Source organism: Streptomyces sp. NPDC002044, from assembly GCF_040296725.1.
Taxonomy (GTDB): domain Bacteria; phylum Actinomycetota; class Actinomycetes; order Streptomycetales; family Streptomycetaceae; genus Streptomyces; species Streptomyces antarcticus.
Map to the genome: position 1 here is coordinate 1 of NZ_JBEOXU010000025.1, position 25,818 is coordinate 25,818.

General features: G+C 74.0%; 19 protein-coding genes and 1 riboswitch. Of the genes, 13 read left to right on the forward strand and 6 right to left on the reverse strand.

The window, feature by feature from the left end:
* The first annotated feature begins 329 nt into the window (after nucleotides 1-329).
* The 3 genes from ABT106_RS09425 to ABT106_RS09435 all read left to right on the forward strand — a co-directional run bounded on the left by ABT106_RS09425 (nucleotide 330) and on the right by ABT106_RS09435 (nucleotide 4,459).
* Nucleotides 330-1,793 carry an NCS2 family permease gene (locus tag ABT106_RS09425; RefSeq protein WP_351274697.1) on the forward strand — a complete coding sequence of 488 codons (1,464 nt, stop codon included), beginning with the start codon at nucleotides 330-332 and terminating at the stop codon, nucleotides 1,791-1,793.
* Between the two features lie 71 nt (nucleotides 1,794-1,864).
* The gene (locus ABT106_RS09430) at nucleotides 1,865-3,016 is read left to right on the forward strand and encodes an XdhC family protein (protein ID WP_351274699.1); all 1,152 of its coding nucleotides are present in this window, start codon (nucleotides 1,865-1,867) and stop codon (nucleotides 3,014-3,016) included.
* Between the two features lie 207 nt (nucleotides 3,017-3,223).
* Nucleotides 3,224-4,459 carry a GNAT family N-acetyltransferase gene (locus tag ABT106_RS09435; RefSeq protein WP_351274702.1) on the forward strand — a complete coding sequence of 412 codons (1,236 nt, stop codon included), beginning with the start codon at nucleotides 3,224-3,226 and terminating at the stop codon, nucleotides 4,457-4,459.
* 120 nt (nucleotides 4,460-4,579) lie between these two features.
* On the opposite strand, the gene ABT106_RS09440 is transcribed toward ABT106_RS09435, so the two are convergent.
* On the reverse strand, nucleotides 4,580-6,796 hold the full coding sequence (locus ABT106_RS09440) for a terpene synthase family protein (RefSeq protein ID WP_351274704.1): 2,217 nt from the start codon (nucleotides 6,794-6,796) through the stop codon (nucleotides 4,580-4,582).
* Nucleotides 6,797-7,150: 354 nt separating this feature from the next.
* Nucleotides 7,151-10,768, reverse strand: coding sequence for a cobaltochelatase subunit CobN (gene cobN / locus ABT106_RS09445; protein WP_351274707.1), 3,618 nt, complete (start codon nucleotides 10,766-10,768; stop codon nucleotides 7,151-7,153).
* A gap of 53 nt (nucleotides 10,769-10,821) precedes the next feature.
* Nucleotides 10,822-10,922, reverse strand: a riboswitch (cobalamin riboswitch).
* Nucleotides 10,923-11,340: 418 nt separating this feature from the next.
* Between cobN and cobG the strand changes: the two genes are divergently transcribed.
* The 3 genes from cobG to ABT106_RS09460 are packed head-to-tail and all read left to right on the forward strand — an operon-like array spanning nucleotide 11,341 to nucleotide 14,821.
* Complete coding sequence (gene cobG / locus ABT106_RS09450; RefSeq protein ID WP_351274710.1) at nucleotides 11,341-12,648, forward strand: precorrin-3B synthase; 1,308 nt, start codon at nucleotides 11,341-11,343, stop codon at nucleotides 12,646-12,648.
* Nucleotides 12,645-13,292 carry a precorrin-8X methylmutase gene (locus tag ABT106_RS09455; RefSeq protein ID WP_351274713.1) on the forward strand — a complete coding sequence of 216 codons (648 nt, stop codon included), beginning with the start codon at nucleotides 12,645-12,647 and terminating at the stop codon, nucleotides 13,290-13,292. The genes cobG and ABT106_RS09455 overlap by 4 nt, the downstream gene beginning before the upstream one ends.
* Nucleotides 13,289-14,821: a precorrin-2 C(20)-methyltransferase gene (locus tag ABT106_RS09460; RefSeq protein ID WP_351274716.1), complete on the forward strand. Its 1,533-nt coding sequence runs from the start codon at nucleotides 13,289-13,291 to the stop codon at nucleotides 14,819-14,821. The genes ABT106_RS09455 and ABT106_RS09460 overlap by 4 nt, the downstream gene beginning before the upstream one ends.
* A gap of 39 nt (nucleotides 14,822-14,860) precedes the next feature.
* Here ABT106_RS09460 and ABT106_RS09465 read toward each other — a convergent pair whose 3' ends face one another.
* Genes ABT106_RS09465 through coaA form a run of 3 tightly spaced genes read right to left on the reverse strand, consistent with a single transcriptional unit; the run spans nucleotide 14,861 to nucleotide 17,640 of the window.
* A complete protein-coding gene (locus ABT106_RS09465; protein WP_351274787.1) occupies nucleotides 14,861-15,640 on the reverse strand; it encodes a cobalt-precorrin-6A reductase in 780 nt (259 codons plus the stop codon).
* Entirely contained in the window at nucleotides 15,627-16,577 is a 951-nt protein-coding gene (locus ABT106_RS09470; RefSeq protein WP_351274719.1) for a DUF389 domain-containing protein, read from the reverse strand. The genes ABT106_RS09465 and ABT106_RS09470 overlap by 14 nt, the downstream gene beginning before the upstream one ends.
* A gap of 28 nt (nucleotides 16,578-16,605) precedes the next feature.
* Nucleotides 16,606-17,640: a type I pantothenate kinase gene (gene coaA / locus ABT106_RS09475; protein WP_351274722.1), complete on the reverse strand. Its 1,035-nt coding sequence runs from the start codon at nucleotides 17,638-17,640 to the stop codon at nucleotides 16,606-16,608.
* A gap of 182 nt (nucleotides 17,641-17,822) precedes the next feature.
* Here coaA and glmS point away from each other — a divergent pair, with 182 nt between their 5' ends.
* The 7 genes from glmS to ABT106_RS09510 all read left to right on the forward strand — a co-directional run bounded on the left by glmS (nucleotide 17,823) and on the right by ABT106_RS09510 (nucleotide 25,118).
* Complete coding sequence (gene glmS / locus ABT106_RS09480; protein ID WP_351274725.1) at nucleotides 17,823-19,670, forward strand: glutamine--fructose-6-phosphate transaminase (isomerizing); 1,848 nt, start codon at nucleotides 17,823-17,825, stop codon at nucleotides 19,668-19,670.
* A gap of 21 nt (nucleotides 19,671-19,691) precedes the next feature.
* A complete protein-coding gene (locus tag ABT106_RS09485) occupies nucleotides 19,692-20,060 on the forward strand; it encodes a holo-ACP synthase (RefSeq protein WP_351274727.1) in 369 nt (122 codons plus the stop codon).
* Nucleotides 20,061-20,131: 71 nt separating this feature from the next.
* A complete protein-coding gene (locus ABT106_RS09490) occupies nucleotides 20,132-21,580 on the forward strand; it encodes an NAD(P)H-hydrate epimerase (protein WP_351274729.1) in 1,449 nt (482 codons plus the stop codon).
* A gap of 341 nt (nucleotides 21,581-21,921) precedes the next feature.
* The gene (gene alr / locus ABT106_RS09495; RefSeq protein ID WP_351274731.1) at nucleotides 21,922-23,058 is read left to right on the forward strand and encodes an alanine racemase; all 1,137 of its coding nucleotides are present in this window, start codon (nucleotides 21,922-21,924) and stop codon (nucleotides 23,056-23,058) included.
* A gap of 71 nt (nucleotides 23,059-23,129) precedes the next feature.
* Complete coding sequence (locus ABT106_RS09500; protein WP_351274789.1) at nucleotides 23,130-24,275, forward strand: alpha/beta fold hydrolase; 1,146 nt, start codon at nucleotides 23,130-23,132, stop codon at nucleotides 24,273-24,275.
* Complete coding sequence (gene tsaE / locus ABT106_RS09505; protein WP_502979279.1) at nucleotides 24,226-24,792, forward strand: tRNA (adenosine(37)-N6)-threonylcarbamoyltransferase complex ATPase subunit type 1 TsaE; 567 nt, start codon at nucleotides 24,226-24,228, stop codon at nucleotides 24,790-24,792. The genes ABT106_RS09500 and tsaE overlap by 50 nt, the downstream gene beginning before the upstream one ends.
* A gap of 140 nt (nucleotides 24,793-24,932) precedes the next feature.
* A complete protein-coding gene (locus ABT106_RS09510; protein ID WP_351274733.1) occupies nucleotides 24,933-25,118 on the forward strand; it encodes a hypothetical protein in 186 nt (61 codons plus the stop codon).
* 108 nt (nucleotides 25,119-25,226) lie between these two features.
* On the opposite strand, the gene ABT106_RS09515 is transcribed toward ABT106_RS09510, so the two are convergent.
* The gene (locus tag ABT106_RS09515; RefSeq protein WP_351274735.1) at nucleotides 25,227-25,781 is read right to left on the reverse strand and encodes a hypothetical protein; all 555 of its coding nucleotides are present in this window, start codon (nucleotides 25,779-25,781) and stop codon (nucleotides 25,227-25,229) included.
* Nucleotides 25,782-25,818: the final 37 nt, after the last annotated feature.

The window sequence follows — 25,818 nt, forward strand, 5'->3', positions numbered from 1 at the left end:
TCGGGACGACCGGCGCCGGGAAGTCCCGGCTCGTCCAGGCAGCCCCCCAGACTCTCCGGGCGGTGTGACCCGGGAACGTCACACTTCCACCCACACCGCCCGGAGTACACGAAGTACCGCACCGCTCGCGGTCCCTTCACCCGGCAGTACCCCTGCGAACCCCCCCCCCGTAGTACCAGCGGTAACCCCCGCACTACCCGCAGTACACGCAGTGAACATTCGCGTCGCCTCGGGCCGTCACCCCGGGTCGTGCAGCCAACGGAGTTTCCCAAATCCCGCGTCTCCAGTCTTTATGCGGGTGCCCCTTTGAACCTTGGGAGTTAGGCACCATGACCCAATCGTCTGTGGAGCCCAAGACCAGTGCGGAAGAGGCCGGCGACGGCTCTCTGAACCCCGCCGGCCGGTCTTGGCTCGATCGGTACTTCCACATAACGCTCAGAGGATCCAACGTCGGCAACGAGGTTCGTGGCGGTATCACGACCTTCATGGCCATGGCGTACATCCTGCTCCTCAACCCCCTGCTCCTCTCGGGCAAGGACGTCGAGGGCACCACGATGGCCGCCTCGGCGATCATCACCGCCACGGCGTTCGCCGCGGCCGTCACCACCCTGCTGATGGGCTTCGTCGGAAAGGTGCCGCTGGCCCTCGCCGCCGGCCTCTCCGTGTCCGGCGTACTGGCCTCGCAGGTGGCCCCGCAGATGACCTGGCCGCAGGCCATGGGCATGTGCGTGGTCTACGGCGTCGTGATCTGTCTCCTGGTCGTCACCGGCCTCCGAGAGCTGATCATGAACGCGATCCCGCTCGCGCTCAAGCACGGGATCACCATGGGCATCGGCCTCTTCGTCGCCCTGATCGGCTTCGTGAAGGCGGGCTTCGTCGGCAACGGCGGGGAGTTGATGCCCCCCGTGCAGCTCGGCGCCACCGGTGAGCTCTCCGGCTGGCCGGTCCTGCTCTTCGCGATCACCCTGATCGCCATCTTCATGCTCCAGGCCCGCAAGGTGCCCGGCGCGATCCTGATCGGCATCGTCGGCGGCACCATCGTGGCCGCGATCCTCAACGCCGTCGTGGACATCGACCCGAAGGCGTGGAAGAACGGCCCGCCGGTGCTCGACGGCTCCGTGGTCTCCACGCCCGACTTCTCGCTCTTCGGCGACGTCAGCTTCGGCGGCTGGGGCGACGTCGGCTACATGACCGTCGGCATGATCGTCTTCACCCTGGTGCTCGCCGGCTTCTTCGACGCGATGGCCACCATCATCGGCGTCGGCACCGAGGCCAAGCTCGCCGACGACAAGGGCCGCATGCCGGGCCTGTCCAAGGCCCTGTTCATCGACGGCGCCGGCGGCGCCATCGGCGGCGTCGCGGGCGGCTCCGGCCAGACCGTGTTCGTCGAGTCGGCCACCGGAGTCGGTGAGGGCGCCCGTACGGGTCTGGCCTCCGTGGTCACCGGCCTGTTCTTCGCCGCCTGCCTCTTCTTCACCCCGATCACCCAGATCGTCCCGGGCGAGGTCGCCTCCGCCGCCCTGGTCGTCATCGGCGCGATGATGATGCAGAACGCCCGCCACGTGGACTGGGCCGACAGCGCGACCGCGATCCCGGTCTTCCTGACCGTCGTGGTCATGCCCTTCACGTACTCGATCACGGCCGGCGTCGCCGCCGGTGTCATCTCCTACGTCGCCATCAAGGTGGCGCAGGGCAAGGCGCGCGAGATCGGCGCCTTCATGTGGGCGCTGACCGGCATCTTCCTGGTGTTCTTCGCCCTCCACCCCATCGAGGGATGGCTCGGCGTCGGCTAGGCCGGGCGATGATCCGTACCTGACCCCCCACGCATCCGATACTGGAACCGAACCCCTCCGAGGAGGCCCCCATGCTGGACATCGCCGAAGAACTGAACCGGTGGGTCGAGCAGGGACGTGACTTCGCCGTCGCCACGGTCGTGGCGGTCGGCGGGAGCGCGCCCCGGCAGCCCGGGGCCGCCCTCGCCGTCGACGGCGAGGGCACGGCGATCGGTTCGGTTTCCGGCGGATGCGTGGAGGGCGCGGTGTACGAGCTGTGCCGGCAGGCGCTCGAAGACGGCGAAACCGTCCGGGAGCGCTTCGGGTACAGCGACGACGATGCCTTCGCCGTGGGCCTGACCTGCGGCGGAATCATCGACATCCTCGTCACCCCGGTGCCCGTGGGCTCCGCCGCCCGGGAGGTGTTCGCGGCCGCGCTGGCCGCCGCCGCCCGCGGTGAGGCCGCCGCGGTCGCCCGGATAGCCGAGGGTCCGGCCGAGCTGATGGGCCGCGCCGTACTCGTCCGTACCGAGGGCGCCCACGAGGGCGGCTTCGGCGGACACCCCGAGCTGGACCGCACGATCGCCGAAGAGGCCCGCGCCATGCTCGACACCGGGCGGACCGGAGTGCTGGAGATCGGCGCCGACGGCAGGCTCTGCGGAGAGCCGCTCAAGGTGCTGGTCGAGTCCAGCGTCCCGCCCCCGCGCATGATCGTCTTCGGCGCCATCGACTTCGCCTCCGCCCTCGTGCGGATCGGCACGTTCCTCGGCTACCGGGTCACGGTGTGCGACGCGCGGCCCGTCTTCGCGACGAAGGCCCGCTTCCCCGAGGCCGCCGAGATCGTCGTCGACTGGCCCCACCGCTACCTGGAGAGCACCGAGGTCGACGGCCGGACCGTCCTGTGCGTGCTCACCCACGACGCCAAGTTCGACGTCCCGCTCCTCGAACTGGCCCTGCGGCTCCCCGTCGCCTACGTCGGCGCCATGGGCTCCCGCCGCACCCACGAGGACCGCAACAAGCGGCTCCGCGAGGTCGGCGTGACCGAGCTCGAACTGGCCCGTCTGCGCTCGCCGATCGGCCTGGACCTCGGCGCCCGCTCGCCGGAGGAGACCGCGCTGTCCATCGCCGCCGAGATCGTCGCCAACCGCCGCGGCGGCACCGGCGTCGCGCTCACCGGGGCGCACATCCCGATCCACCCCGACGCCTCCAGCACGCTGATCGGCCGCATAGGCTCCGTCGCCTGAAGGGCCGGCCCCGCGACGTGAGCGCACGGGCGCGTCCCCCGGGGGCGCGCCTTTCGGCCGTCCACCGCGTGCCGTCCACCGCGTCGGCGCGCCGGCCTCCCCGCGCGCCGTCCCGTCCGCCGCCGGCTCGTCCCGTCCGCGGCCCGGGGCGGGAGAACCGGCCATTTTGGGGTGACCGGTCCCCGATGACCGATTAGTCTCGCGATCATGGTGGACATCCGCGAGGTACCCGAGGCCGACATCGACCGCGCTCTGGAGCTCGCGTACCTGGTCTTCCACGACCGGCCCGAGAAGGAGCGCCGCGCCACGCACCGCGCGCTCCTGACCCGGTGCGAACGCATCGGCGCCTACGACGGCGGCTCCCTCGTCGGCTTCATGGCCGCCCACGACTTCCGGCTCTCCGTACCCGGCGCCGACCTGCCCTGCCCCGGACTCACCTTCGTGTCCGTCGCGCCCACCCACCGCCGGCGCGGCGTACTCACCGCCCTCATGGCGGGGCAGCTGCGCCGCGCCGCGGCCGCCGGCCGGCCGATCGCCGCCCTGTGGGCCTCCGAGGCCGCCATCTACGGCCGCTTCGGCTTCGGCGCCGCCACCACCGGCGCCACCATCGAGATCGACTCGACCCGGCCGCTCGCCCTGCGGATCGCCCCCGACCGGCGCCCGCTGCGACTCCTCGGCGCGGACGAGGTGCTCGCCGCCGTCGGCCCCCTCCACGAGCGCGCCCGCGCCCGGCGGGCCGGCCGCCCGGCCCGCGGCCCCGAGCGCTGGGCCGAGGAATGGCTGTCCGAACAGGACGAGGAGGACGAGGAGTTGGGTCCGCCCCGGGTCATCGTCCTGGGAGAGCCGGGCGAGCCCGTCGCCGGGTACGTGCTCTACCGCACCAAGCCGGAGGACGGCGGCGGCAGCGCCGGGCGCCCGCTCGGACTGGTCCGCGTCGACGAACTGGAGGCCGACACCCCGGCGGTGGCCGCGGCCCTGTGGGAATGCGTCGCCGCCCTCGACCTCACCGGCCGGGTCCGCGCCTGGGGACGCCCGGTGGACGACCCGCTGCTCCACTTCGCGGCCGACCGGGACCAGGTACGGGTCACCGCCCAGTTCCCGGCGCTCTGGCTGCGGCTCGTCGACGTACCGGCGGCCCTGACGGCGCGCACCTGGGCCGCGCCGGTGGAACTGGTGCTGGAGCTGACCGACGCCCGGCTCCCCGCCAACGCCGGGCGGTTCCGGCTCAAGGCCGGGCCCGACGGCGCCGCGTACGAGCCGGCCCGCGCGGCCCCCGACCTGGCCCTGGACGTACGGGAACTGGCCGCCTGCTACCTCGGCGGCACCCGGGCCGCCGAGCTGGTCGCCGCCGGACTGGTCGCGGAACACACGCCGGGCGCGGCGGCGGCGCTGGACGCGGCCCTGCGGGGGGAACTGCTGCCGCACACCGCCGACGAGTTCTGAGGCGTACGGCGCCGGGGCGGGCGGCGGAGGCGGCGCAGGCGCGGGACGGGGCTGCCGCGCCGCGGGCTGCGGGGGCGGGCGGTGGCGGGGGCGGGCGAGCGGACCGCCCCCGCCACCGGGTCAGACGGGCAGTGAGATGCGGGCCGCGGCCATGCCGAAGTCCGCGCCCCAGACGCCGGTCGACAGTCCGTCGGGCAGGGCGTGCAGATCCTGCGGGCGGTAACGGGCGATCTTCTCGTGCCAGTTCAGGATGCCCGCGTGCCAGTCCTCCAGCTCGCCGACGTACGCGTCGAGTGCGGCGCGGGCCTCCGCGCTCAGCTTCCAGTCGTCGTAGAGCAGCGGCAGCTGGTTCGCCACGATGTGCTCGAACTCCTCGGTGCGCTGGGTCATCAGCGCGTGGCAGATGTGCAGGGCCTCCGGGTAGCCGATGTCGAAGAAGTTCCGGGTGACGAGCACGTAGTTGTGCACCTCGCCCTCGACCTCCACCTCCTTCTGGTACGAGAAGATGTCGTTGATCAGGCAGGCGGCGTCCGAGACGGCGTTCTCCAGCGACCGGATGGTGCCGGAGGCGTAGATCTCCTCCGGGATGCCACGGCCCTGGTGGCCGAGCCGGCACAGGTACATCGTCAGGTGGCTGCCGAAGGTGCTGCGCCGCATCTCGGCGTAGTCCACCGGGTCGGGGATGCGGTTCTGGATCTGGTTGTCCACCTCCCAGAGCCACGCCTCCAGCATGTCCACCAGGGTGGCCCGGAACTCGGTCCGCTGCTCGGTGGACATGCCGGCGCTCGTACGCACCCACAGGTCGCCGAGCCCCCGCTCCATGGCCGTGACCGGGACGGCCTGTTCGGCGTGGTCGACGGGGATCATGGCGATCAGGCGCGTGGTGGCGGCCTTCGCGGCGGGCAGGTTCTTCGCCTGGGCGAAGACCACCGGGTAGTAGTCGTCCCCGTACGTGCCCCAGCTCAGCCAGCACGCGTTCAGGACGAGCGCCTCCGGGGTGGCGTCGGGGTCGATCCCCGCCGAGCAGACCGCGAAGTCGTAGCCGCGCAGCTTCTGTTCGTTCCAGATCGCCGAGCCGGGGTCGCCGGGCTGGGGATCCAGCATGCCCATCCGGCCGCACCACGCCACCGACTCCTCGCGCGCGTGCGCCAGGTGGGGGCTGAGGGTCAGCGCGTGGGGCATGTAGATGTCGGGGATGACGGACGGGCCGGTCTTCTCGAACGGGACGTGCGTGAAGGAGCGTTGGCGCAGCTCCATGGAACGCCGCGTGAACACCGACCGGAGGTCGAGCGCGGTGGTGCCCAGCCCGGCCGGCAGGAAGGGCAGGGTGAGCGGGGCGGTGGCCTTGGCCTCCTTGTTCATGTAGCGGCTGGAGACCATGTGCCACTCGTGGCCGCCGGACTGCCAGTCCTGGAGGCCCTTGGCGTAGGCCAGCACGGCGGCGATCTCGGCCGGGTCCATCGCGTGGTCGGCGAACAGCTGGGGCAGCTCGGCGAGGGCGGTCTGCTCGAACTGCTGGAGGCGCGAGGTGAGCAGGTCGTTGGAGGCATCGGCGGCCTCCTGGGTGGAGCAGCCGAGGAAGGTCTCCAGCACGAGGATGGCGTTGGAGAGCTCGCCCTCGTCGGCGACCTCGCGCTCGTAGGAGAAGATGTCGTTCCTGATGTGGACGGCGTCGGAGAAGGCGTCGCGCAGCACCCCGAGCGGACGCGAGTGCGCCACGCGCGCGGGGACCTCCGCGGAGACGTACTCGATCAGGCCGGCCGACCAGGGGGCGCCGCCCACCTTGCGGCGCATCTCGATGTACTCCAGGGGGTTCGCCACCCGCCCGATGTTGATGTTGGCGAGTTCCCACATCGACTCGTTGAGGAGGTTCTTCGTCGATTCGGAGAACCGTTCCCGCCAGTGCGCCGACATCGCCGGGACGGTCCGCGCCCACAGGTCGGCGAGTCCGGCCTCGACCGGGTTGGTCGGCTCGGGGAACCCGTCGGACAGGTCCATGGGCATGAAGGCCGCGAGCTTGTCGAGGTACGCCTTGGCGCCGTCACGGTCCTGGGAGCGCTTGTACATCTCCAGGAAGTGGTCGTCGAAGAAGAACACCCACACGTACCAGTCGGTGACCAGCGACAGCGCGTCGCTGTCGCAGTCGGGGTGGGTGTAGGAACAGAGCAGCGCGTAGTCGTGGGAGTCGAGGTCCTTCTCCTCCCACACGCCGGAGCCCTCCAGCATTCCGAGGTCGCGCGCCCATGTCTTGGTGTGTACCCGCGCGTCCTCCAGATGGGCGTTCAGTCGCGCCGGATAAGGCACATAGAAATCCGGCAGTTGAAACGGCTGCGTCACGGCAGGGTCGGCCCTTCGTCCATGGGTGCGGGAGCCGGTTGCGCCCGGCCCCCGCACGAGATCAGCAGTGCCCTACCCCTGATGCGGTCGGCCTAAGGGGGAGTTCACCGCTTCAGGTGACGGACCGGCCGTTCCGCGCCGGGACGGGCCCCCGCCCGATATGGAGCGCGGGGAAGGGGTGCTGGCAGGGGCCGCCGCCGCGGGAGCCGTGGCCGCGGGGCGCGCGGGGCACCCGGACGTGAAGAGGCCGTCCCGGCCGGCCCGGGACGGGCGGCGGGACGGCCTTCACCGTGGAGACCGGGGCGCGGCCCCGCAGGGGGGCACCCCGGGGACGGGCACCCCTGGGGGGACGGGCTACTCCGCCTCGCCCTCCAGGTTGCCCTCCGTGTCCAGGTACACCTGGCGCAGGGCTTCGAGGACCTGCGGGTCCGGCTTCTCCCACATGCCGCGCGACTCGGCCTCCAGCAGCCGTTCCGCGATGCCGTGCAGGGCCCAGGGGTTGGCCTCCTCCAGGAAGGCGCGGTTCTCCGGGTCCAGGACGTACGTCTCCGTCAGCTTGTCGTACATCCAGTCCGCCACCACGCCCGTCGTGGCGTCGTAGCCGAAGAGGTAGTCGACCGTCGCCGCCAGCTCGAAGGCCCCCTTGTAGCCGTGGCGGCGCATCGCCTCGATCCACTTCGGGTTCACGACGCGGGCGCGGAAGACGCGGGAGGTCTCCTCCACCAGGGTGCGGGTCTTGACCGTCTCCGGGCGGGTCGAGTCGCCGATGTACGCCTCGGGGGCCGTGCCGCGCAGCGCGCGCACCGTGGCCACCATGCCGCCGTGGTACTGGAAGTAGTCGTCCGAGTCCGCGATGTCGTGCTCGCGGGTGTCCGTGTTCTTCGCGGCCACCGTGATCCGCTTGTACGCCGTCTCCATTTCGGCGCGCGCCGGACGGCCCTCCAGGCCGCGGCCGTACGCGTACCCGCCCCACACCGTGTAGACCTCCGCGAGGTCGGCGTCCGTGCGCCAGTCGCGGGAGTCGATCAGCTGGAGGATGCCCGCCCCGTACGTCCCCGGGCGCGAGCCGAAGATCCGGGTCGTCGCGCGCCGCTCGTCGCCGTGCTCGGCCAGGTCCGCCTGCGCGTGGGCCCGGACATAGTTGTCCGAGGCCGGCTCGTCGAGGGACGCCGCGAGCCGTACCGCGTCGTCCAACAGGCCGATGACGTGCGGGAACGCGTCCCGGAAGAAGCCCGAGATGCGCAGGGTCACGTCGATGCGGGGACGGCCCAGTTCCGCGAGCGGGATCGGCTCGATGCCCGTGACGCGGCGCGAGGCCTCGTCCCAGACGGGGCGGACGCCCAGCAGGGACAGGGCCTCCGCGATGTCGTCGCCGGAGGTGCGCATCGCGCTGGTGCCCCACAGGGACAGGCCGACGGACGCGGGCCACTCGCCGTTGTCCGTGCGGTAGCGGGTCAGCAGCGACTCCGCCAGGGCCTGGCCGGTCTCCCAGGCGAGCCGGGACGGGACGGCCTTGGGGTCGACCGAGTAGAAGTTGCGGCCGGTCGGCAGGACGTTCACCAGGCCGCGCAGCGGCGAGCCCGACGGGCCGGCCGGGACGAAGGAGCCGTCCAGGGCGCTGACCACGTGCGCGATCTCGTCCACCGTGCCCGCGAGGCGGGGAACCACCTCGTGCGCGGCGAAGGCGAGGACCGCGGCGACATCGGCCGAATGCCCCTCGGCGACCGCCGCGACGGCCTCCGGGGACCAGTCCGCGTCCTCCATCGCCTGCACCAGCGCGCGGGCCGTCTCCTCGACGGCGTCCGCCGAGGTGCGGGTGGCGGCGGACTCGTCCAGGCCCAGCGCCTCGCGCAGGCCCGGCAGGGCCGTGGTACCGCCCCAGATCTGGCGGGCGCGCAGGATCGCCAGGACGAGGTTGACCCGGGCCGCCCCCGTCGGGGCGCCGCCCAGGACGTGCAGCCCGTCGCGGATCTGGGCGTCCTTGATCTCGCACAGCCAGCCGTCGACGTGCAGCAGGAAGTCGTCGAAGCCCTCGTCGTCGGGGCGCTCCTGAAGACCGAGGTCGTGGTCCAGCTTCGCGGCCTGGATCAGGGTCCAGATCTGGGCGCGGATCGCCGGCAGCTTGGCCGGGTCCATCGCCGAGATCTGCGCGTACTCGTCGAGGTGCTGTTCCAGGCGCGCGATGTCCCCGTACGACTCCGCGCGCGCCATAGGCGGCACCAGGTGGTCGATCAGGGTGGCGTGCACGCGGCGCTTGGCCTGCGTGCCCTCGCCCGGGTCGTTGACCAGGAAGGGGTAGATCAGGGGCAGGTCGCCGAGGGCGGCGTCGGGCGCGCAGGCCGCGGACAGGCCCGCGTTCTTGCCCGGCAGCCACTCCAGGTTGCCGTGCTTGCCCAGGTGGATCATCGCGTCGGCGCCGAAGCCGCCGTCCTCCGTCCGCGCCTGGATCCAGCGGTACGCGGCCAGGTAGTGGTGCGACGGCGGCAGGTCCGGGTCGTGGTAGATCGCGATCGGGTTCTCGCCGAAGCCGCGCGGCGGCTGGATCAGGATGAGCAGGTTCCCCCGGCGCAGGGCCGCCAGGACGATGTCGCCCTCCGGGTTCGAGGACCGGTCGACGAACATCTCGCCCGGCGCCTCGCCCCAGTGCCGCTCGACGCTCTCACGGAGCCCGGCGGGCAGCTGCGCGAACCAGCGCCGGTAGTCGGCGGCCGGGATGCGGACCGGGTTGCGGGCCAGCTGCTCCTCGGTCAGCCAGTCCTGGTCGTGGCCGCCGGCCTCGATCAGGGCCCGGATCAGCTCGTCGCCGTCGCCCGACACCAGACCGGGGATCCCCTCGACGGGACCGAAGTCGTACCCGCCGGCGATCAGCGTGCGCAGCAGCTCGACGGCGCTGGCCGGGGTGTCCAGACCCACCGCGTTGCCGATGCGGGAGTGCTTGGTCGGGTACGCGGAGAGGACCAGCGCGACCTTCTTGTCACGGCGGGCGATGTGCCGCAGCCGCGCGTGCCGCACCGCGATCCCCGCGACGCGGGCGGCCCGCTCGGGGTCGGCCACGTACGCGGGCAGGCCGTCCGCGTCGAACTCCTTGAAGGAGAACGGGACGGTGATCAGGCGGCCGTCGAACTCGGGCACGGCGACCTGGGTGGCGGAGTCCAGGGGGGAGAGGCCCTCGTCGTTCTCCTCCCAGTTGCTGCGCGAGCCGGTCAGGCACAGGGCCTGCAGGATCGGTACGCCGAGGGAGGCGAGGGCGCCCGCGTCCCAGGACTCGTCGTCCCCGCCCGCCGAGGCGGTCGCGGGCTTGGTGCCGCCGGCCGCGAGGACGGTGGTGACCACCGCGTCGACCCCCTGGAGCGCGGCCAGCAGCTCCGGCTCGGGGGTGCGCAGGGAGGACACGTACAGCGGCACGGGCTGCGCGTCGTGGGCCTCGACGGCCTCGCACAGGGCGTGCACGAAGGCCGTGTTGCCGCTCATCTCGTGGGCGCGGTAGTACAGCACGGCGACCCGGGGGCCGTCGGTCCGCCCGGCGGTGCGCTCCAGCGGGCCCCAGGTGGGGGAGGCCGCGGGCGGCTCGAAGCCGTGGCCGGTGAGCAGGACCGTGTCGGAGAGGAAGCGGGCCAGCTGGCCGAGGTTGGCGGGGCCGCCGTGCGCGAGGTAGCCGTGGGCCTCGGCCGCGATGCCGATCGGGACCGTGGACGCCTCCATCAGCTGCGCGTCCGGGGCCTGCTCGCCGGTCAGGACCACGACCGGACGGTGCTGGTCGGCGGCCAGCAGTACGTCGAGGCCCTCCTGCCAGGCGCGGAGGCCGCCGAGGAGGCGTACGACGACCAGGCCGACGCCGTCGAGGAGGCCGGGGAGGTCGTCGAGGGGAAGGCGGGAGGGGTTCGCGAACCGGTACGGCACGGGGCCGTCCGCCGTGTTCGCGGCGCGGGCGCTGAGCAGATCGGTGTCGGACGTCGACAGCAGCAGGATCATGCGGCGGCAGGCCTTCCTCGGGGTTTCCGCGCCCCGGGCAGTGAGGACGGCGGGAGTTCCTGGCTCACCCCGCCGATCGCTCCGCGGGGGTTCACAGTGGCGGGACCGCGCCGGAATCACACCGGGCTTCCTCCCATGTCGCCGTCCTCGGCGATGGCGGGCCGTGTGGCCCGCCGGTGGTCATCCTAGGCGGCGTCTTCCCTGGCCGGGAGTGGGGGGCGGGGCGCTGCGCCGGGTTGGGCGGGTACGGGCGGGTGCGGCGGCCGTTACGGGGCTCCGCCCCGTGCCCCGCGCCTCAAACGCCGGCGGGGCTGGATGTGGTTCGGCTCGGACCGTGCGTGCGGCGCCGTTACGGGGCTCCGCCCCGTGCCCCGCGCCTCAAACGCCGGCGGGGCTGGAAGTGGCCGGGGCTTGGGTGGCGGCGGGGCTGGTGTGGTTCGGGCTTGGACTGTGGGTGCGGGTGTCGCCGGGGGAGGGGATTTGGGTTCGGGGCGGGGGGAGTGCTGGTCACGGGGGGTGGGGTGGTGACGGACACAGGTCCGGGGGCGGGAATCGTGGGTATGCTCGCCGCCATGCCCCCGCCCCCGCCCGCCTCCGCCGCGCCGCGCGACGAATCCGTCGTACGGGACCGCGGTGACGCCTGCCCCGGCGCGCTGCGGCTGCACGCGGCCGACGACGGGTTCCTGGCACGGGTGCGGATCCCGGGCGGGCTGCTCGACGGCCGGGCCGCCCTGACGCTGGCGCAGGCCGCGCACCGGCTCGGCGACGGCCGCCTCGACCTCACCTCGCGCGGCAACGTTCAGCTGCGCGGCCTCGGCGCGAGCTGCGGCGGCGAGCTGGCCGAGCTGCTGGCGGCGGCCGGGCTGCTGCCCGCCCCCGCCCACGAGCGGGTCCGCAACGTCGTCGCCTCGCCGCTGACCGGCCTCGACCGACGCGGCCTGCCCGACGTGGCCCCCTGGGTTCCGGAGCTGGACGGGCTGCTGTGCGCCGACCCGGCCGCGGCCGCCCTGTCCGGTCGGTTCCTCTTCGCCCTCGACGACGGCCGCGGCGACGTGGCCTCCCTCGGCGCGGACGTGAACCTCACCGCGCGGGGCGACGGCCGGGCCCTGGTGTGGACGGCCGGTGCCCGCGACGGCGCCCTCGTCGCCGCGCCGGACGCCCCCCGGGCCGCTCTGGTGGCCGCCGCCTCCTTCCTCGACGCGGCCCGCGAAGCCGGCACCCACGCCTGGCGGGTGAGTGAGCTGCCGCCCGAACACGCCCTGTCCGGGGCCCGGTTGACCGTACGGATCGAGGCCGCGGGAATCGCCGCGCAGTCCGCGCCCGTACCCGACCGGCCCCCCGGCCCCCCGGCCGCGCCCGAGCCGGGGATCGTGGACGGCCCCGGCGCCACCGTCGCGCTGTCCGTCCTCGCGCCCCTCGGGCGGCTCACCGCGGACCAGTGGTCCCACCTGGCCGGCCTGACCGGCCGGCTCCGCCTCACGCCGTGGCGCGGGATCGTCGTTCCGGGCCTGCCCGCGGACCGGGCCGGCCGGGTCCTCGCCGGGCTCGCCGACGCGGGCCTGATCACCGCCGCCGACGACCCCTGGCGGTCCGTCACCGCCTGTACGGGGCGGCCCGGTTGCGCCAAGTCCCTCGCGGACGTACGCGCCGACGCGGCCGCCGTCGTCCACGCATCCCGGGGGCGGCTGCCCGTGCACTGGTCCGGCTGCGAGCGCCGGTGCGGCCATCCGCGGGGGACCGCCTGGGTGGACGCCCTGGCCGCGGCCGACGGCGACGGCTACCTGCTCTCCGTGCACGGCCGGCCCCTGCCGTACCGTCCCGACCTGGCCGCCGCCCTCACGGCGGCCCGCGACACCTCCGAAGACGCAGTGACGAAATGAGCGAGTACACAGTGTTCGAGTACGAGAAGGACGGCGCCGCGATCTACCGCCAGTCCTTTGCCACGATCCGTGCCGAGGCCGACCTCTCCGGGCTGCCCGCCTCGGTCGCCCAGGTCGCGGTGCGCATGATTCACGCCTGCGGGATGACCGACCTTCCCCAGGACCTCGGGTACACGCCCGAGGTGGTGCTGAGGGCCCGCGCCGCCCTGGAGGCGGGCGCGCCGGTGCTGTGCGACGTACAGATGGTCGCCAGCGGGGTCACCCGCAAGCGGCTGCCCGCCGGCAACGACGTGATCTGCACGCTCTCCGACCCCTCGGTCGCGGACCTCGCGGCGAGGATGGGCACCACGCGCAGCGCCGCCGCGCTCGAAGTGTGGCGCGACCGGGGCCTGTTGGAGGGTTCGGTGATCGCCGTCGGCAACGCGCCGACCGCGCTGTTCCGGCTGCTGGAGATGATCGAGGAGGGCGCCCCGCGCCCCGCCGCCGTCATCGGCGTGCCCGTCGGCTTCATCGGCGCCGCGGAGTCCAAGGACGCCCTCGCCGCGCACCCCTCCGGACTCGACCACCTGATCGTGCGGGGCCGCCGCGGCGGCAGCGCCATCGCGGCCGCGGCCGTCAACGCCATCGCGAGCGTGGCCGAATGAGCGCCGCAGCCGAGCAGGCCGTAGCCGAGCAGGCCGTAGACCGGGCCGCAGGACGTCTCTACGGCGTCGGGCTCGGGCCCGGCGACCCCTCCCTGATGACCCTGCGCGCGGTCGAAGTGATCGCCGCGGCCGACGTCGTGGCCTACCACAGCGCCCGCCACGGCCGCTCCATCGCCCGCTCCATCGCCGCGAAGTACCTGCGCGAGGACCACGTCGAGGAGCCGCTGGTCTACCCGGTCACCACCGAGACCACCGACCACCCCGGTGGCTACCAGGGCGCGATGGACGAGTTCTACGAGTCCGCCGCCGCCCGTCTGGCCGCCCACCTGGACGCCGGCCGGACCGTCGCCGTGCTGGCGGAGGGCGACCCGCTCTTCTACAGCTCGTACATGCACATGCACAAGCGGCTCGCGCACCGGTACGACACCGAGGTCATCCCCGGCGTCACCTCCGTGAGCGCCGCCGCCGCCCGCCTCGGCACGCCGCTCGTCGAGGGCGAGGAGGTGCTGACGATCCTGCCGGGCACCCTGCCCGAGGAGGAGCTCGCCGCCCGCCTCGCCGCCACCGACTCGGCGGTCGTCATGAAGCTCGGCCGCACCTTCCCCGCCGTCCTGGGGGCGATGGAGACCAGCGGCCGGCTCGCCGAGGCCCGCTACGTGGAGCGCGCCACCATGGACGGGGAGCGCACCGGCGTCCTCGCCGACACCGATCCCGGGTCCGTGCCGTACTTCGCCGTCGCCGTCGTTCCCAGCCGGATCGGCAACCCGGGCAGCGTTCCGTCCGGGCCCGGCGGGGTCGTGGTCGTCGGCACCGGCCCGGCGGGCCCGCTGTGGCTCACTCCCGAGACCCGGCGGGCGCTCGCCGACGCCGAGGTGCTGGTCGGCTACACCACCTACCTGGACCGGGTGCCGGTCAAGCCGGGCCAGGCCCGGCACGGTTCGGACAACAAGGTGGAGTCCGAGCGCGCCGAGTTCGCCCTCGACCTGGCCCGCCGCGGCAAGCGGGTGGCCGTGGTCTCCGGCGGCGACCCGGGCGTCTTCGCCATGGCCACCGCCGTGCTCGAAGTCGCCGCGCAGCCGCGGTACACGGACGTGCCCGTACGGGTCCTGCCCGGGGTGACCGCCGCGAACGCGGCCGCGGCCGCCGCCGGAGCCCCGCTCGGCCACGACTACGCCACCGTCTCCCTGTCGGACCGGCTCAAGCCGTGGGAGGTCATCGCGGAGCGGCTGCGCGCCGCCGCCGCGGCCGACCTGGTGCTGGCCCTGTACAACCCCGGCTCGCGGACCCGTACCTGGCAGGTGGCGCAGGCCCGCGAACTGCTGCTGGAGCTGCGGCCGCCGCAGACCCCGGTGGTCGTGGCGCGGGACGTGGGCGGCCCCGAGCAGTCGGTGCGGATCGTCACGCTCGCCGAACTGGAGCCCTCCGAGGTCGACATGCGGACGATCCTGCTGATCGGCTCCTCGCAGACCCAGGTCACCGAGCGACCCGACGGCTCCCGCCTCACCTGGACCCCGCGCCGCTACGGCTGACCACCACCACCCCCGCTGCCCGGGTGGTGCGCGGGGGTGTCACGGGGTGTGGGTGAGCCAGTCGAGGGCCGCCCGGACCGAACCGGCTTCCGGTACGCCCCACGGGGTCGGGGGGCGGCGCACGACGAGGACCGGGAGGCCGGCCTCGCGGGCCGCGGTGAGCTTCGGCGCGGTGGCCGAGCCCCCGCTGTCCTTGGTGACCAGGACATCGATGCGGCGGCGGGCCAGCAGCTCCCGCTCGCCGTCGAGGGTGAACGGGCCCCGGTCCAGCAGGACTTCGAGCCGCGGCGGCACCGGACCGGCCGGCGGGTCCACCGAACGCACCAGGAACCAGGGGTCCGCCAGGTGCGCGAAGGCGTGCAGGCCCATCCGGCCCGTGGTCAGGAACACCCGGCCGCCGCCCAGCTCGGGCAGCAGCGCGGCCGCCCCGGCGAGGGAGTCCGAGAACGTCCAGGCGTCGCCGGGCTCGGGGGTCCAGCCGGGGCGCCGCAGTGCCAGCAGCGGGACGCCGGTGAGCGCGTGCGCCTCGGAGGCGTTGAAGCTCATCCGCTCCGCGAACGGGTGGGTGGCGTCCACGACGTGCGTCACGTCATGGGCGACGGTCCAGGCGGCGAGCCCGGTGACGCCGCCGAACCCGCCGATCCGGGACTCACCGGGCGGGAGCACCGGCGAGGCGACCCGTCCGGCCAGGGACGTCGTGACCCGGGTCCCGGCCCACGGGCCGGGCGGCCCGTCCGGCGCGGGGCCCCCGACGGGCCGCCCCGCACCCGGACCGGGTGCGGGGCCGCAGGCGTACGACGGGGCCTCAGGTCTTCTCAGGGCCGCGGACCCAGCGGCCCCGCTGGGTGCGCCACAGGGCCTTCTGCGCCAGCAGGGTCAGGACGCCCGCCACGATGATGCCGCCCAGGTTCAGCAGCAGTTGCTCCGCCGAGCCCCACATCTGGCCGAGGTCGCCGTAGCTCAGGGCCACGGCGGCGTTGGCGGCCGCCGGGACCGTGGTCACGGAGATCGCCACGCCCACCAGGGCCCCGGACTTGGCCGAGGTCAGGGACAGTATCCCGGCGACCCCGGCGAGCAGCGCCACGATGAACGAGAACGGGTCCGGCTGCCAGATGAAGCTGGTGTTCGGCCGCGGGTCCTCCAGCATGCCCTTGTCGAACTGGCCCAGCGCGTCCATCGCCAGGCTGAACAAGGTGGTGACGGCGATCGCGGCCGCGAAGCCGATCAACAGGGCGAGGAGGGAGCGCGCCGCCAGCCGGGGCGCGCGCTGCACCAGGGCGGTGCACACGCCGGCGAGCGGGCCGAACTCGGGGCCGACGGCCATGGCGCCCACGATCAGGACGGCGTTGTCGAGGACCACGCCGCAGGCGGCGATCATCGTCGCGATGATCATGAACGCGACGTAGGTGATGCTGAGGGTGGACTCCTCGTGCGTGGATTCGCTCAGGTGCTCCCACAGGACGGCGTCCGCCGGCTCGCCCGGCGCTTCCTCCTCGGCCGCGTCGGCCCGCTTGGACAGCGAGAGGTCGATGTTCTCGACGGCGATCGAGCCGTCCTCGGCGATCCCGAGGGACCGCAGCTCCTCCAGCAGCTCGTCCGCGGCCTCGCGCGCCACGTCGCACAGGACGAGGTCTCCCGGCGGCACCCGGGCGGCGCCCGCCAGGACGACCAGGTGGGTGGTGCCGACCGTCTTCTCGACGGCCGCGACCACCGCCTCCGTACGGTCGGGAGGCGTGATCAGGCGCAGATGCAGCATTCCCGCACCCTAGTGCGTTCCCCACGGCTCAGAGCTTGCGCAGGCTCAGCTTCTGCACCTTGTGGTCGGGGCCCTTGCGGACGACCAGGGTGGCCCGGCCGCGGGTGGGGGCCACGTTCTCCAGCAGGTTGGGCTTGTTGATGGTCCGCCACATCGTCTGCGCGTACTCCACGGCCTCCTCCTCGGAGACCTGGGTGTACTTGCGGAAGTAGGAGAACGGGTTCTGGAAGGCGGTCGCGCGCAGCTTCCGGAAGCGGTTGAGGTACCAGCGCTCGATGTCCTCGGGCCGGGCGTCGACGTACACGCTGAAGTCGAAGTAGTCGGCCAGGCCGACACGGGTGCGGCCGTCCTTGCCGGGGAGGGCCGGCTGGAGGACGTTCAGACCCTCGACGATGAGGATGTCCGGGCGGCGTACGACCAGCTCCTCGCCCGGGACGATGTCGTAGATCAGGTGCGAGTAGACGGGGGCCCGGACCTCGTCCTTGCCGGCCTTGATGTCCGCGACGAAGCGGGTGAGCGCGCGGCGGTCGTAGGACTCGGGGAAGCCCTTGCGGGAGGTGAGCCCGCGCCGCTGGAGCTCCTTCATCGGGTACAGGAATCCGTCCGTGGTGACCAGCTCCACGCGCGGGTGCTCGGGCCAGCGGGCCAGGAGCGCCTGGAGCAGGCGGGCCACCGTGGACTTGCCGACGGCGACGGAGCCGGCCACCCCTATGACGAACGGGGTGCCCTGCTGGGCGCCGTGCCCGTTGCCCGCGTCGCCGAGGAACGTGTTGAGGGTGCCGCGGAGGTTGCTGGTGGCGCCGACGTACAGGTTGAGCAGGCGGGAGAGCGGGAGGTAGACGTCGCGCACCTCGTCGAGGTCGATGACGTCGCCGAGCCCGCGCAGCCGCTCGACCTCGTCGGCGGTGAGGGGGAGCGGGGTCCGCTCGCGCAGGGCGCTCCACTCGGCACGGGTCAGGTCGACGTACGGCGAGGCGTCCGGGCCCCGGCGGTGGGCCGGGCGCGGGTGGGACCCGTCCTGTCCGGTGGCCGGGCGGGGCCCGTCCTGGCCGGTGCGCTCCATTGCGTTCTCCGGCGTGCTGCTTCGTGGCGGCGAAGTGATCACACCGCCATTGTCGGGGGTGGGGGGCTGTTGTGGGTTATGCGGTGGGTCACGTAGCGGTACCGGTGGGCGGTCCGGGCCGGGCGGGTTTCGTCTTGTTCAGGTACCGGGCAGACGGCCGACTACGGCGTACCCTGCCGCCTATGTGCGGAATTGTGGGTTACGTGGGAGCGCAGTCGGCGCTCGATGTGGTCATCGCCGGACTCAAGCGGCTGGAGTACCGCGGCTACGACTCGGCGGGGATCGCCGTGCTCGCCGACGGTGGGCTGGCCTCCGTCAAGAAGGCCGGGAAGCTGGTCAATCTGGAGAAGGAGCTGGTCGGGAACCCGTTGCCGGCCGGGTCCACGGGACTGGGGCACACCCGGTGGGCGACCCACGGCGGGCCCACCGACGCCAACGCCCACCCGCACCTCGACAACGCGGGGCGCGTGGCCGTCGTGCACAACGGGATCATCGAGAACTTCGCCGCGCTCCGCGCCGAGCTGGCCGGGCGCGGGCACCGGCTCGACTCCGAGACGGACACCGAGGTCGTGGCCCACCTGCTCGCCGAGCACTTCGCGGCCGCCGGGGACCTCGCCGAGGCGATGCGGCAGGTGTGCCGGCGCCTGGACGGCGCCTTCACGCTGGTCGCGGTGCACGCCGACGAGCCGGACGTGGTGGTCGGCGCGCGCCGCAACTCGCCCCTGGTGGTGGGCGTCGGCGAGGGGGAGAACTTCCTCGCCTCCGACGTGGCCGCGTTCATCGCCCACACCCGGGCCGCGATCGAGCTGGGCCAGGACCAGGTCGTCGAGCTCCGCCGCGACGGCGTCACGGTGACCAACTTCGACGGCTCCGCCGCCACCGTGCGTGCGTACCACGTGGACTGGGACGCCTCGGCGGCCGAGAAGGGCGGCTACGACTACTTCATGCTCAAGGAGATCGCCGAGCAGCCGAAGGCCGTGGCCGACACCCTTCTGGGCCGGATCGACGCGAACGGCTCGCTGACCCTGGACGAGGTGCGCATCCCCGTCTCGGTGCTCCGGGAGGTCGACAAGGTCGTCATCGTCGCCTGCGGCACGGCCTACCACGCGGGCATGATCGCGAAGCTGGCCATCGAGCACTGGACGCGCATCCCGTGCGAGACGGAGCTGGCGAGCGAGTTCCGCTACCGCGATCCGATCCTCGACCAGCGCACCCTCGTGATCGCGATCTCGCAGTCCGGCGAGACGATGGACACCCTGATGGCGCTGCGGCACGCGCGTGAACAGGGGGCCAAGGTGCTGGCCGTATGCAACACGAACGGCTCCACCATCCCGCGCGAGTCGGACGCCGTGCTGTACACGCACGCCGGTCCGGAGGTGGCCGTCGCCTCCACGAAGGCGTTCCTGACGCAGCTGGTCGCCTGCTACCTCGTCGCGCTCTACCTCGGCCAGGTGCGGGGCACGAAGTGGGGCGACGAGATCGAGACGGTCGTCCGGGAGCTGTCGGACATCGCCGCGGCCGTGGACACCGTCCTGGAGACGATGGAGCCGGTACGGGAGCTCGCGCGCTCCCTGGCGGACAAGAACACGGTGCTGTTCCTGGGGCGGCACGTCGGCTACCCGGTGGCACTGGAGGGCGCGCTCAAGCTCAAGGAGCTGGCGTACATGCACGCCGAGGGCTTCGCGGCGGGCGAGCTGAAGCACGGGCCGATCGCGCTGATCGAGAAGGACCTGCCGGTGGTGGTGGTCGTGCCGTCGCCGAAGGGCCGCTCGGTGCTCCACGACAAGATCGTGTCGAACATCCAGGAGATCCGGGCCCGCGGGGCGCGGACCATCGTGATCGCGGAGGAGGGCGACGAGGCGGTCGTCCCGTACGCCGACCACCTGATCCGGATCCCCGCGACGCCGACGCTGCTCCAGCCGCTGGTGGCGACGGTGCCGCTGCAGGTCTTCGCGTGCGAGCTGGCGACGGCCCGGGGCAACGAGGTGGACCAGCCGCGTAACCTCGCCAAGTCGGTGACGGTGGAGTAGCGGGGCAGTGGGGTAGTCGTTGTGATCATCGGTGTGGGGATCGACGTCGCGGAGATCGACCGGTTCGGCGCGGCGCTGGAGCGGACGCCGAACCTGGCGCGGCGGCTCTTCGTCGACGCCGAGCTGACGCTGCCGAGCGGCGAGCGGCGCGGAACCGCGTCGCTCGCCGCCCGGTTCGCGGCCAAGGAGGCGCTCGCGAAGGCGCTCGGCGCGCCCGGCGGGATGCTGTGGACCGACGCCGAGGTGTACGTGGAGGAGTCCGGGCGGCCGCGGCTGCGGGTGTCCGGGACGGTCGAGGCGAGGGCGCTGGCGCTGGGCGTGACGTCCTGGCACATCTCGCTGAGCCACGACGCGGGGGTCGCCTCCGCCGTGGTGATCGCCGAGGGGTAGGGGCCACGGGGACGGGCCGCGGGGCGGTGGCCGAGGGGTAGGGGCCGCGCCGGTCGGGCAGGCTGGGGGCCATGCGTACTGCTTACAGCGTGGAGACCGTACGGGCCGCCGAGCGGGAGCTCATGGACCGGCTGCCCGAAGGCGCCCTGATGCTGCGGGCGGCGGCCGGGCTGGCCGCCGTCTGCGCGGGGCTGCTGGCCCGGCGGCCGGGGCGGGTCTACGGGGCGCGCGTCGTGCTGCTGGTGGGGCCGGGGGACAACGGGGGCGACGCGCTCTACGCCGGCGCGCGCCTGGCCCGGCGCGGGGCCGGGGTGACGGCGGTGCCGATGGACCCGCTGCGGATGCACGCGGGCGGGCTCGCGGCGCTGCGGGCCGCCGGCGGCCGGGTGTCGGACACCATGCCCGCGCGGGCGGATTTGGTGCTCGACGGGCTGCTCGGGATCGGCGGGCGGGGCGGGCTGCGGCCGGCGGCCGCGGCGCTGGTCGAGCGGATCCCGGCCGGGGTCCCGGTGGTCGCCGTGGACCTGCCGAGCGGGGTGGACGCGGACACCGGTGAGGTGGCGGGCCCGGCGGTGACCGCCGACGTGACGGTGACGTTCGGGGCGTACAAGCCCGGGCTGCTGATCGACCCCGGGGCCTCCCGGGCGGGCGCCGTGCACCTGGTGGACATCGGGCTGGCCCTGGGCGGGCCGGACGCGCAGGCCCTCCAGCACGCCGACGTCGCGGCGCTGCTGCCGGAGCCGGGGGCGTCGAGCGACAAGTACCGGCGGGGCGTGGTCGGCATCGTCGCCGGGTCCGCGCAGTACCCGGGCGCGGCGGTGCTGGCCGTGGCCGGGGCGCTGCGGGGCGGTGCGGGCGCGGTCCGGTACGTCGGTCCGGCGGCGGCCGCGGACGCCGTGCTCGCGCGGTACCCGGAGACGCTGATCGGGCGGGGCCGCGTACAGGCCTGGGTGGTCGGGCCGGGGCTGGGGGAGGGGCGCGGCGGCGAGGTCGCGGGGCTGCTGGCCGAGGACGTGCCGGTACTGGTCGACGCGGACGGGCTGCGCGGGCTCGACACCGGGGTGCTGCGAGCCCGGTCGGCCCCGACCCTGCTGACCCCGCACGCGGGGGAGGCGGCGGCCCTGCTGGGGGTGTCGCGGGAGTCGGTGGAGGCGGGGCGGCTGAGGGCGGTGCGGGCGCTGGCCGAGCGGTACGGGGTGGCGGCGCTGCTGAAGGGCTCCACGACGCTGATCGCCTCCGGCGGTGGGGGCGGTGGGGGCGGTGGGGGCGGTGGGTTCGGGGGTCCCGTACGGGTCAACCCGACCGGGACCCCGTGGCTGGCCACCGCCGGGAGCGGGGACGTGCTGTCCGGGCTGGCCGGTGCGCTGCTGGCGGGCGGGCTGTCCGGGGCGGACGCGGGGGCGGTGGCGGCGTACCTGCACGGACTCGCGGGGCGGCGGGCCGCGGCCGGGGCGCCGGTGCTCGCGCAGGAGGTGGCGCAGGCACTGCCGGGTGCGTGGCGGGACGTCCGCACACCGTGACGCCCCGGCGGGGGGTGGAGTGCTCCCGGGGGCTGTCCGGGGCGGTGCCGGTGCCTGCGGCCGGGCCTCGGGGCTCCGCCCCGGACCCCGCGCCTCGAACGCCGGCGGGGCTGGTTTTGGCTCCGGTTCGTGGTGGGTGTGCCGGTGGGCGGGACCCCGCGCCTCGAACGCCGGCGGGGCTGGTTTCGGCTCCGGTTTGTGGTGGGTGTGCCGGTGGGCGGGACCCCGCGCCTCGAACGCCGGCGGGGCTGGTTTTGGCTCCGGTTCGTGGTGGGTCTGCCGGTGGGCGGGACGCGGCGGGGTTTTACGGCGCGTAACCGGGGTCTGCGAGACTGTGGGCGATGAACGAGACACCGACGCGCGTGTACGCCGAGATCGATCTTGATGCCGTACGGGAGAACGTGCGCGCCCTGCGCGAGCGGGCGCCCCGGGCCGAGCTGATGGCCGTGGTCAAGGCGAACGCCTACGGGCACGGAGCCCTGGAGTGCGCCCGCGCCGCCCAGGAGGCCGGTGCCGCCTGGCTCGGGACCGCCACCCCCGAGGAGGCGCTCGCGCTGCGCGCCGCCGGGATCCAGGGGCGGATCATGTGCTGGCTGTGGACCCCCGGCGGGCCGTGGCGCGCGGCGGTCGAAGCCGACATCGACGTGTCCGTGAGCGGGATGTGGGCCCTGGACGAGGTGCGCGCCGCCGCGCGCGCGACCGGGCGCAGCGCCCGCGTCCAGCTCAAGGCCGACACCGGCCTCGGCCGCAACGGCTGCCAGCCCGCCGACTGGGCGGAACTGGTCGGCGCCGCCGTGGCCGCGCAGGCCGAGGGGACCGTCCGGGTCACCGGCGTCTGGTCGCACTTCGCCTGCGCCGACGAACCCGGCCACCCCTCCATCCAGCTCCAGCTCACCGCGTTCCGCGACATGCTCGCGTACGCCGAGAAGGAGGGCTTGGACCCCGAGGTCCGGCACATCGCCAACTCGCCGGCCACCCTCACCCTCCCGGAGTCGCACTTCGACCTGGTGCGCTGCGGGGTCGCCGTCTACGGCGTGTCGCCCGCGCCCGAGCTCGGCACCCCGGCCCAGCTGGGCCTGCGGCCCGCGATGACGCTCAGGGCCTCCCTCGCGCTGGTCAAGACGGTCCCCGCCGGGCACGGCGTGAGCTACGGCCACCACTACGTCACCGACGCCGAGTCGAACCTCGCGCTGATCCCGGCCGGTTACGCCGACGGCATCCCGCGGCACGCCTCGGGCCGCGGGCCGGTGCTCGTCGGCGGGAAGGTCCGCCGCGTCGCCGGGCGCGTCGCCATGGACCAGTTCGTGGTCGACCTCGGCGCCGACACGGCCCGCGTCGGCGACGAGGCCGTCCTCTTCGGCGACGCGGAGCGCGGTGAACCCACCGCCGAGGACTGGGCGCAGGCCGCGGACACCATCGCGTATGAGATCGTCACCCGTATCGGGGGGCGCGTGCCCCGGGTGTACCTGGGCGGCTGAGGCCGAGTGAGGGCGGCGGCGTGAGCGAGAACTGGCGCAAGGCCGGCTGGGCCGGAGCCGCCATCGGCGTGATGGCGGCGGGCGCGGCGGCCGGAGTCGCCGTCGAACGGATCACCGTCGGCCGCGGCATGCGCATGAAGGCGCGCCTGGCCCTCGACGCCGCCGGGGACTACGGCTCCCTGCGCGGCACCGAAGGCACCTGCCGGGCCGAGGACGGCACCCAGCTCTACTACGAGGTCGACGAGGTCGACGAGGTGCCGGGCGACGCGACGGCCAAGCGCCGGCTGCGCCGCAAGCCGACGCCCCAGGCCACCGTCGTGTTCTGCCACGGCTACTGCCTCGGCCAGGACTCCTGGCACTTCCAGCGCGCCGCGCTGCGCGGGGTGGTCCGCGCCGTCTACTGGGACCAGCGCAGCCACGGCCGCAGCGCCCGCGGCCTCGCCCAGGCGGACGGCGAGCCGGTGACCATCGAGCAGCTGGGCCGGGACCTGAAGGCCGTACTCGACGCCACGGCCCCCGAGGGCCCGCTGATCCTCGTCGGTCACTCGATGGGCGGCATGACCATCATGGGACTGGCCGAGCTGTTCCCCGGCCTGGTGCGCGAGCGCGTCGTCGGCGTGGCCCTGGTCGGCACGTCCAGCGGCCGCCTCGGCGAGGTGACGTACGGGCTCCCCGCGGTCGGCCTGGGCGCGGTGCGCCGGTTCCTGCCGGGCGTGCTCAAGGCCCTCGGCTCGCAGGTGGAGCTGGTGGAGAAGGGACGGCGGGCCACCGCCGACCTCTTCGCGGGAATGATCAAGATGTACTCGTTCGGCTCCCGGGACGTCGATCCGGGCGTCGCGCGGTTCGCGGAGCGCCTCATCGAGGCCACCCCGATCGACGTGGTCGCGGAGTTCTACCCGGCCTTCCAGACCCACGACAAGACCGTCGCCCTCCAGCGGTTCGCGGACATCCCGGTCACCGTCATCGCCGGGGACCGGGACATGATCACCCCGCTCGCGCACAGCGAGGCCATCAAGGAGGCGCTGCCGGGAGCCGAGCTGGTGGTCCTGGAATCCGCCGGCCACCTGATGATGCTGGAGCAGCCGGAGACCGTGACCCGGCTGCTCACCGAGCTGCTCGCCCGCACCGGCGCGGTCCCGGTCCCGGCAGCGGCTAACGTTGGCGGGCATGGAAGAAGTACCGCTGGAAGCGCCGCGAGGCCCGGCCCCGGCAGCTGAGGCCGGCGTCCGCGCCGAAACCCTGATCACCGTCGACTCCCCGGACGCCATGCGCGGGCTGGGCCTGAGGATCGCGGGGCTGCTGCGCCCCGGTGACCTGGTGCTGCTGACGGGGGAGCTGGGCGCCGGCAAGACGACCCTGACCCGCGGCCTCGGCGAGGGCCTGGGCGTGCGCGGGGCCGTGACCTCGCCGACCTTCGTGATCGCCCGCGTCCACCCGCCGCTGGGGGACGGTCCGGCGCTCGTGCACGTGGACGCGTACCGGCTGGGCGGCGGGCTGGACGAGATGGAGGACCTGGACCTCGACGTCTCGCTGCCCGAGTCCGTGGTCGTCGTGGAGTGGGGCGACGGCAAGGTCGAGGAGCTCTCGGACGACCGGCTGCACGTGGTGATCGAGCGGGCCGTCGGCCACGAGGAGGTCCTGGACGACGTACGGCAGGTGTCGGTCCGCGGGATCGGAGCCCGCTGGGGCGCCGGATCCGGGCTTCAAGCCCTGGCGGGAGCCCTCTCGGAGTAGCGGCCGGGGCGACGGCCGGGGCAACCGTACCGACAACGCGTCGGGAAGATATTGCGCTGGTGGCGGCGCTCGTGGTGACATGGTACCGAGAGTTTCTTAGGTATGCCTAAGTTCGGCGTTCCCGGGCCCCAGGAGGCACCATGCCGGTACCAGCAGGAGCACCGCGCCACCCCCGCCCGTCCGCCGTGTCCATGCGGGCGCTGCTCGCCGCGGGGGCGGCCGCCACCGCCGTCTCGACGCCCCCGGCGCGGTGGCACGCCCCCGACGCGTCCGCGCCGGAGGCCGCCGTACGCGAACAGGCCGCTGCGGAGTCCGAAGCGGCCTGAGTAGCACGTTGGGGTGAATCGGCGGGGGGGCGGGAGCGGGACGCCGCCCGGTCCACGGGCGGCGCGGCGTCAGGCGACCGCGTCAGGCGACCGCGTCACGCGACCGCGTCAGGGGACGACGACGACCTTGGAGCTGATCGTCGCGAAGGCCCACATCGCGTCGCCGTCCGCGCGCGCCATGCGGATGCCGCCGGTCTTCTTGGACGGGTCCGGATCCGGGGTCGCGCCGTCCACCCGGGCGCTGAAGCCCAGCACGACGCCCTCGACGGTCGCGAACCGCACCACGTGCTCGATCGGTACCCCGTCCGAGCCGGTGACGGCGCCCGATCGGGAGCCGACCGCGTAGGTGCCCACGGCCGGGTGCACCGTACTGGGGACCACCGGGAACGACCTGACGGGCTGCGCCGGATCGCCGACCAGCCACACCCTCTTCTGGCTCACCGAGTACACGACCCGCACCCCGGTGCCCGAGCCCTCGGGCACGGCCGCCGGCTTCGAGGGGTCCTGCTTCGCGGGCAGGCTCGCGGCGGGCGCCGGGTCCTGCGGGGCGGTCTGCGGGACGCGCGGGGGTGCCGACGCCGACGCCTGGTAGCCGAGGAAGCCGACGGCCGCGATGGCCGCGGCGGTGAGCCCGGCCACGATTCCCGAGCTGCTGCGTGCCACCTTGCTCCACCTCTCGCGCCTGACCCCGTTGGGTACC

Bases quoted from the DNA above. Each gene is read 5' to 3' on its own strand.
- ABT106_RS09425 (WP_351274697.1), top strand. From the start codon at position 330: ATGACCCAATCGTCTGTGGAGCCCAAGACCAGTGCGGAAGAGGCCGGC.
- ABT106_RS09430 (WP_351274699.1), top strand. From the start codon at position 1,865: ATGCTGGACATCGCCGAAGAACTGAACCGGTGGGTCGAGCAGGGACGT.
- ABT106_RS09435 (WP_351274702.1), top strand. From the start codon at position 3,224: ATGGTGGACATCCGCGAGGTACCCGAGGCCGACATCGACCGCGCTCTG.
- cobN (WP_351274707.1), bottom strand. From the start codon at position 10,768: ATGATCCTGCTGCTGTCGACGTCCGACACCGATCTGCTCAGCGCCCGC.
- cobG (WP_351274710.1), top strand. From the start codon at position 11,341: ATGCCCCCGCCCCCGCCCGCCTCCGCCGCGCCGCGCGACGAATCCGTC.
- ABT106_RS09455 (WP_351274713.1), top strand. From the start codon at position 12,645: ATGAGCGAGTACACAGTGTTCGAGTACGAGAAGGACGGCGCCGCGATC.
- ABT106_RS09460 (WP_351274716.1), top strand. From the start codon at position 13,289: ATGAGCGCCGCAGCCGAGCAGGCCGTAGCCGAGCAGGCCGTAGACCGG.
- ABT106_RS09470 (WP_351274719.1), bottom strand. From the start codon at position 16,577: ATGCTGCATCTGCGCCTGATCACGCCTCCCGACCGTACGGAGGCGGTG.
- coaA (WP_351274722.1), bottom strand. From the start codon at position 17,640: ATGGAGCGCACCGGCCAGGACGGGCCCCGCCCGGCCACCGGACAGGAC.
- glmS (WP_351274725.1), top strand. From the start codon at position 17,823: ATGTGCGGAATTGTGGGTTACGTGGGAGCGCAGTCGGCGCTCGATGTG.
- ABT106_RS09490 (WP_351274729.1), top strand. From the start codon at position 20,132: ATGCGTACTGCTTACAGCGTGGAGACCGTACGGGCCGCCGAGCGGGAG.
- alr (WP_351274731.1), top strand. From the start codon at position 21,922: ATGAACGAGACACCGACGCGCGTGTACGCCGAGATCGATCTTGATGCC.
- ABT106_RS09500 (WP_351274789.1), top strand. From the start codon at position 23,130: ATGGCGGCGGGCGCGGCGGCCGGAGTCGCCGTCGAACGGATCACCGTC.
- tsaE (WP_502979279.1), top strand. From the start codon at position 24,226: ATGGAAGAAGTACCGCTGGAAGCGCCGCGAGGCCCGGCCCCGGCAGCT.
- ABT106_RS09510 (WP_351274733.1), top strand. From the start codon at position 24,933: ATGCCGGTACCAGCAGGAGCACCGCGCCACCCCCGCCCGTCCGCCGTG.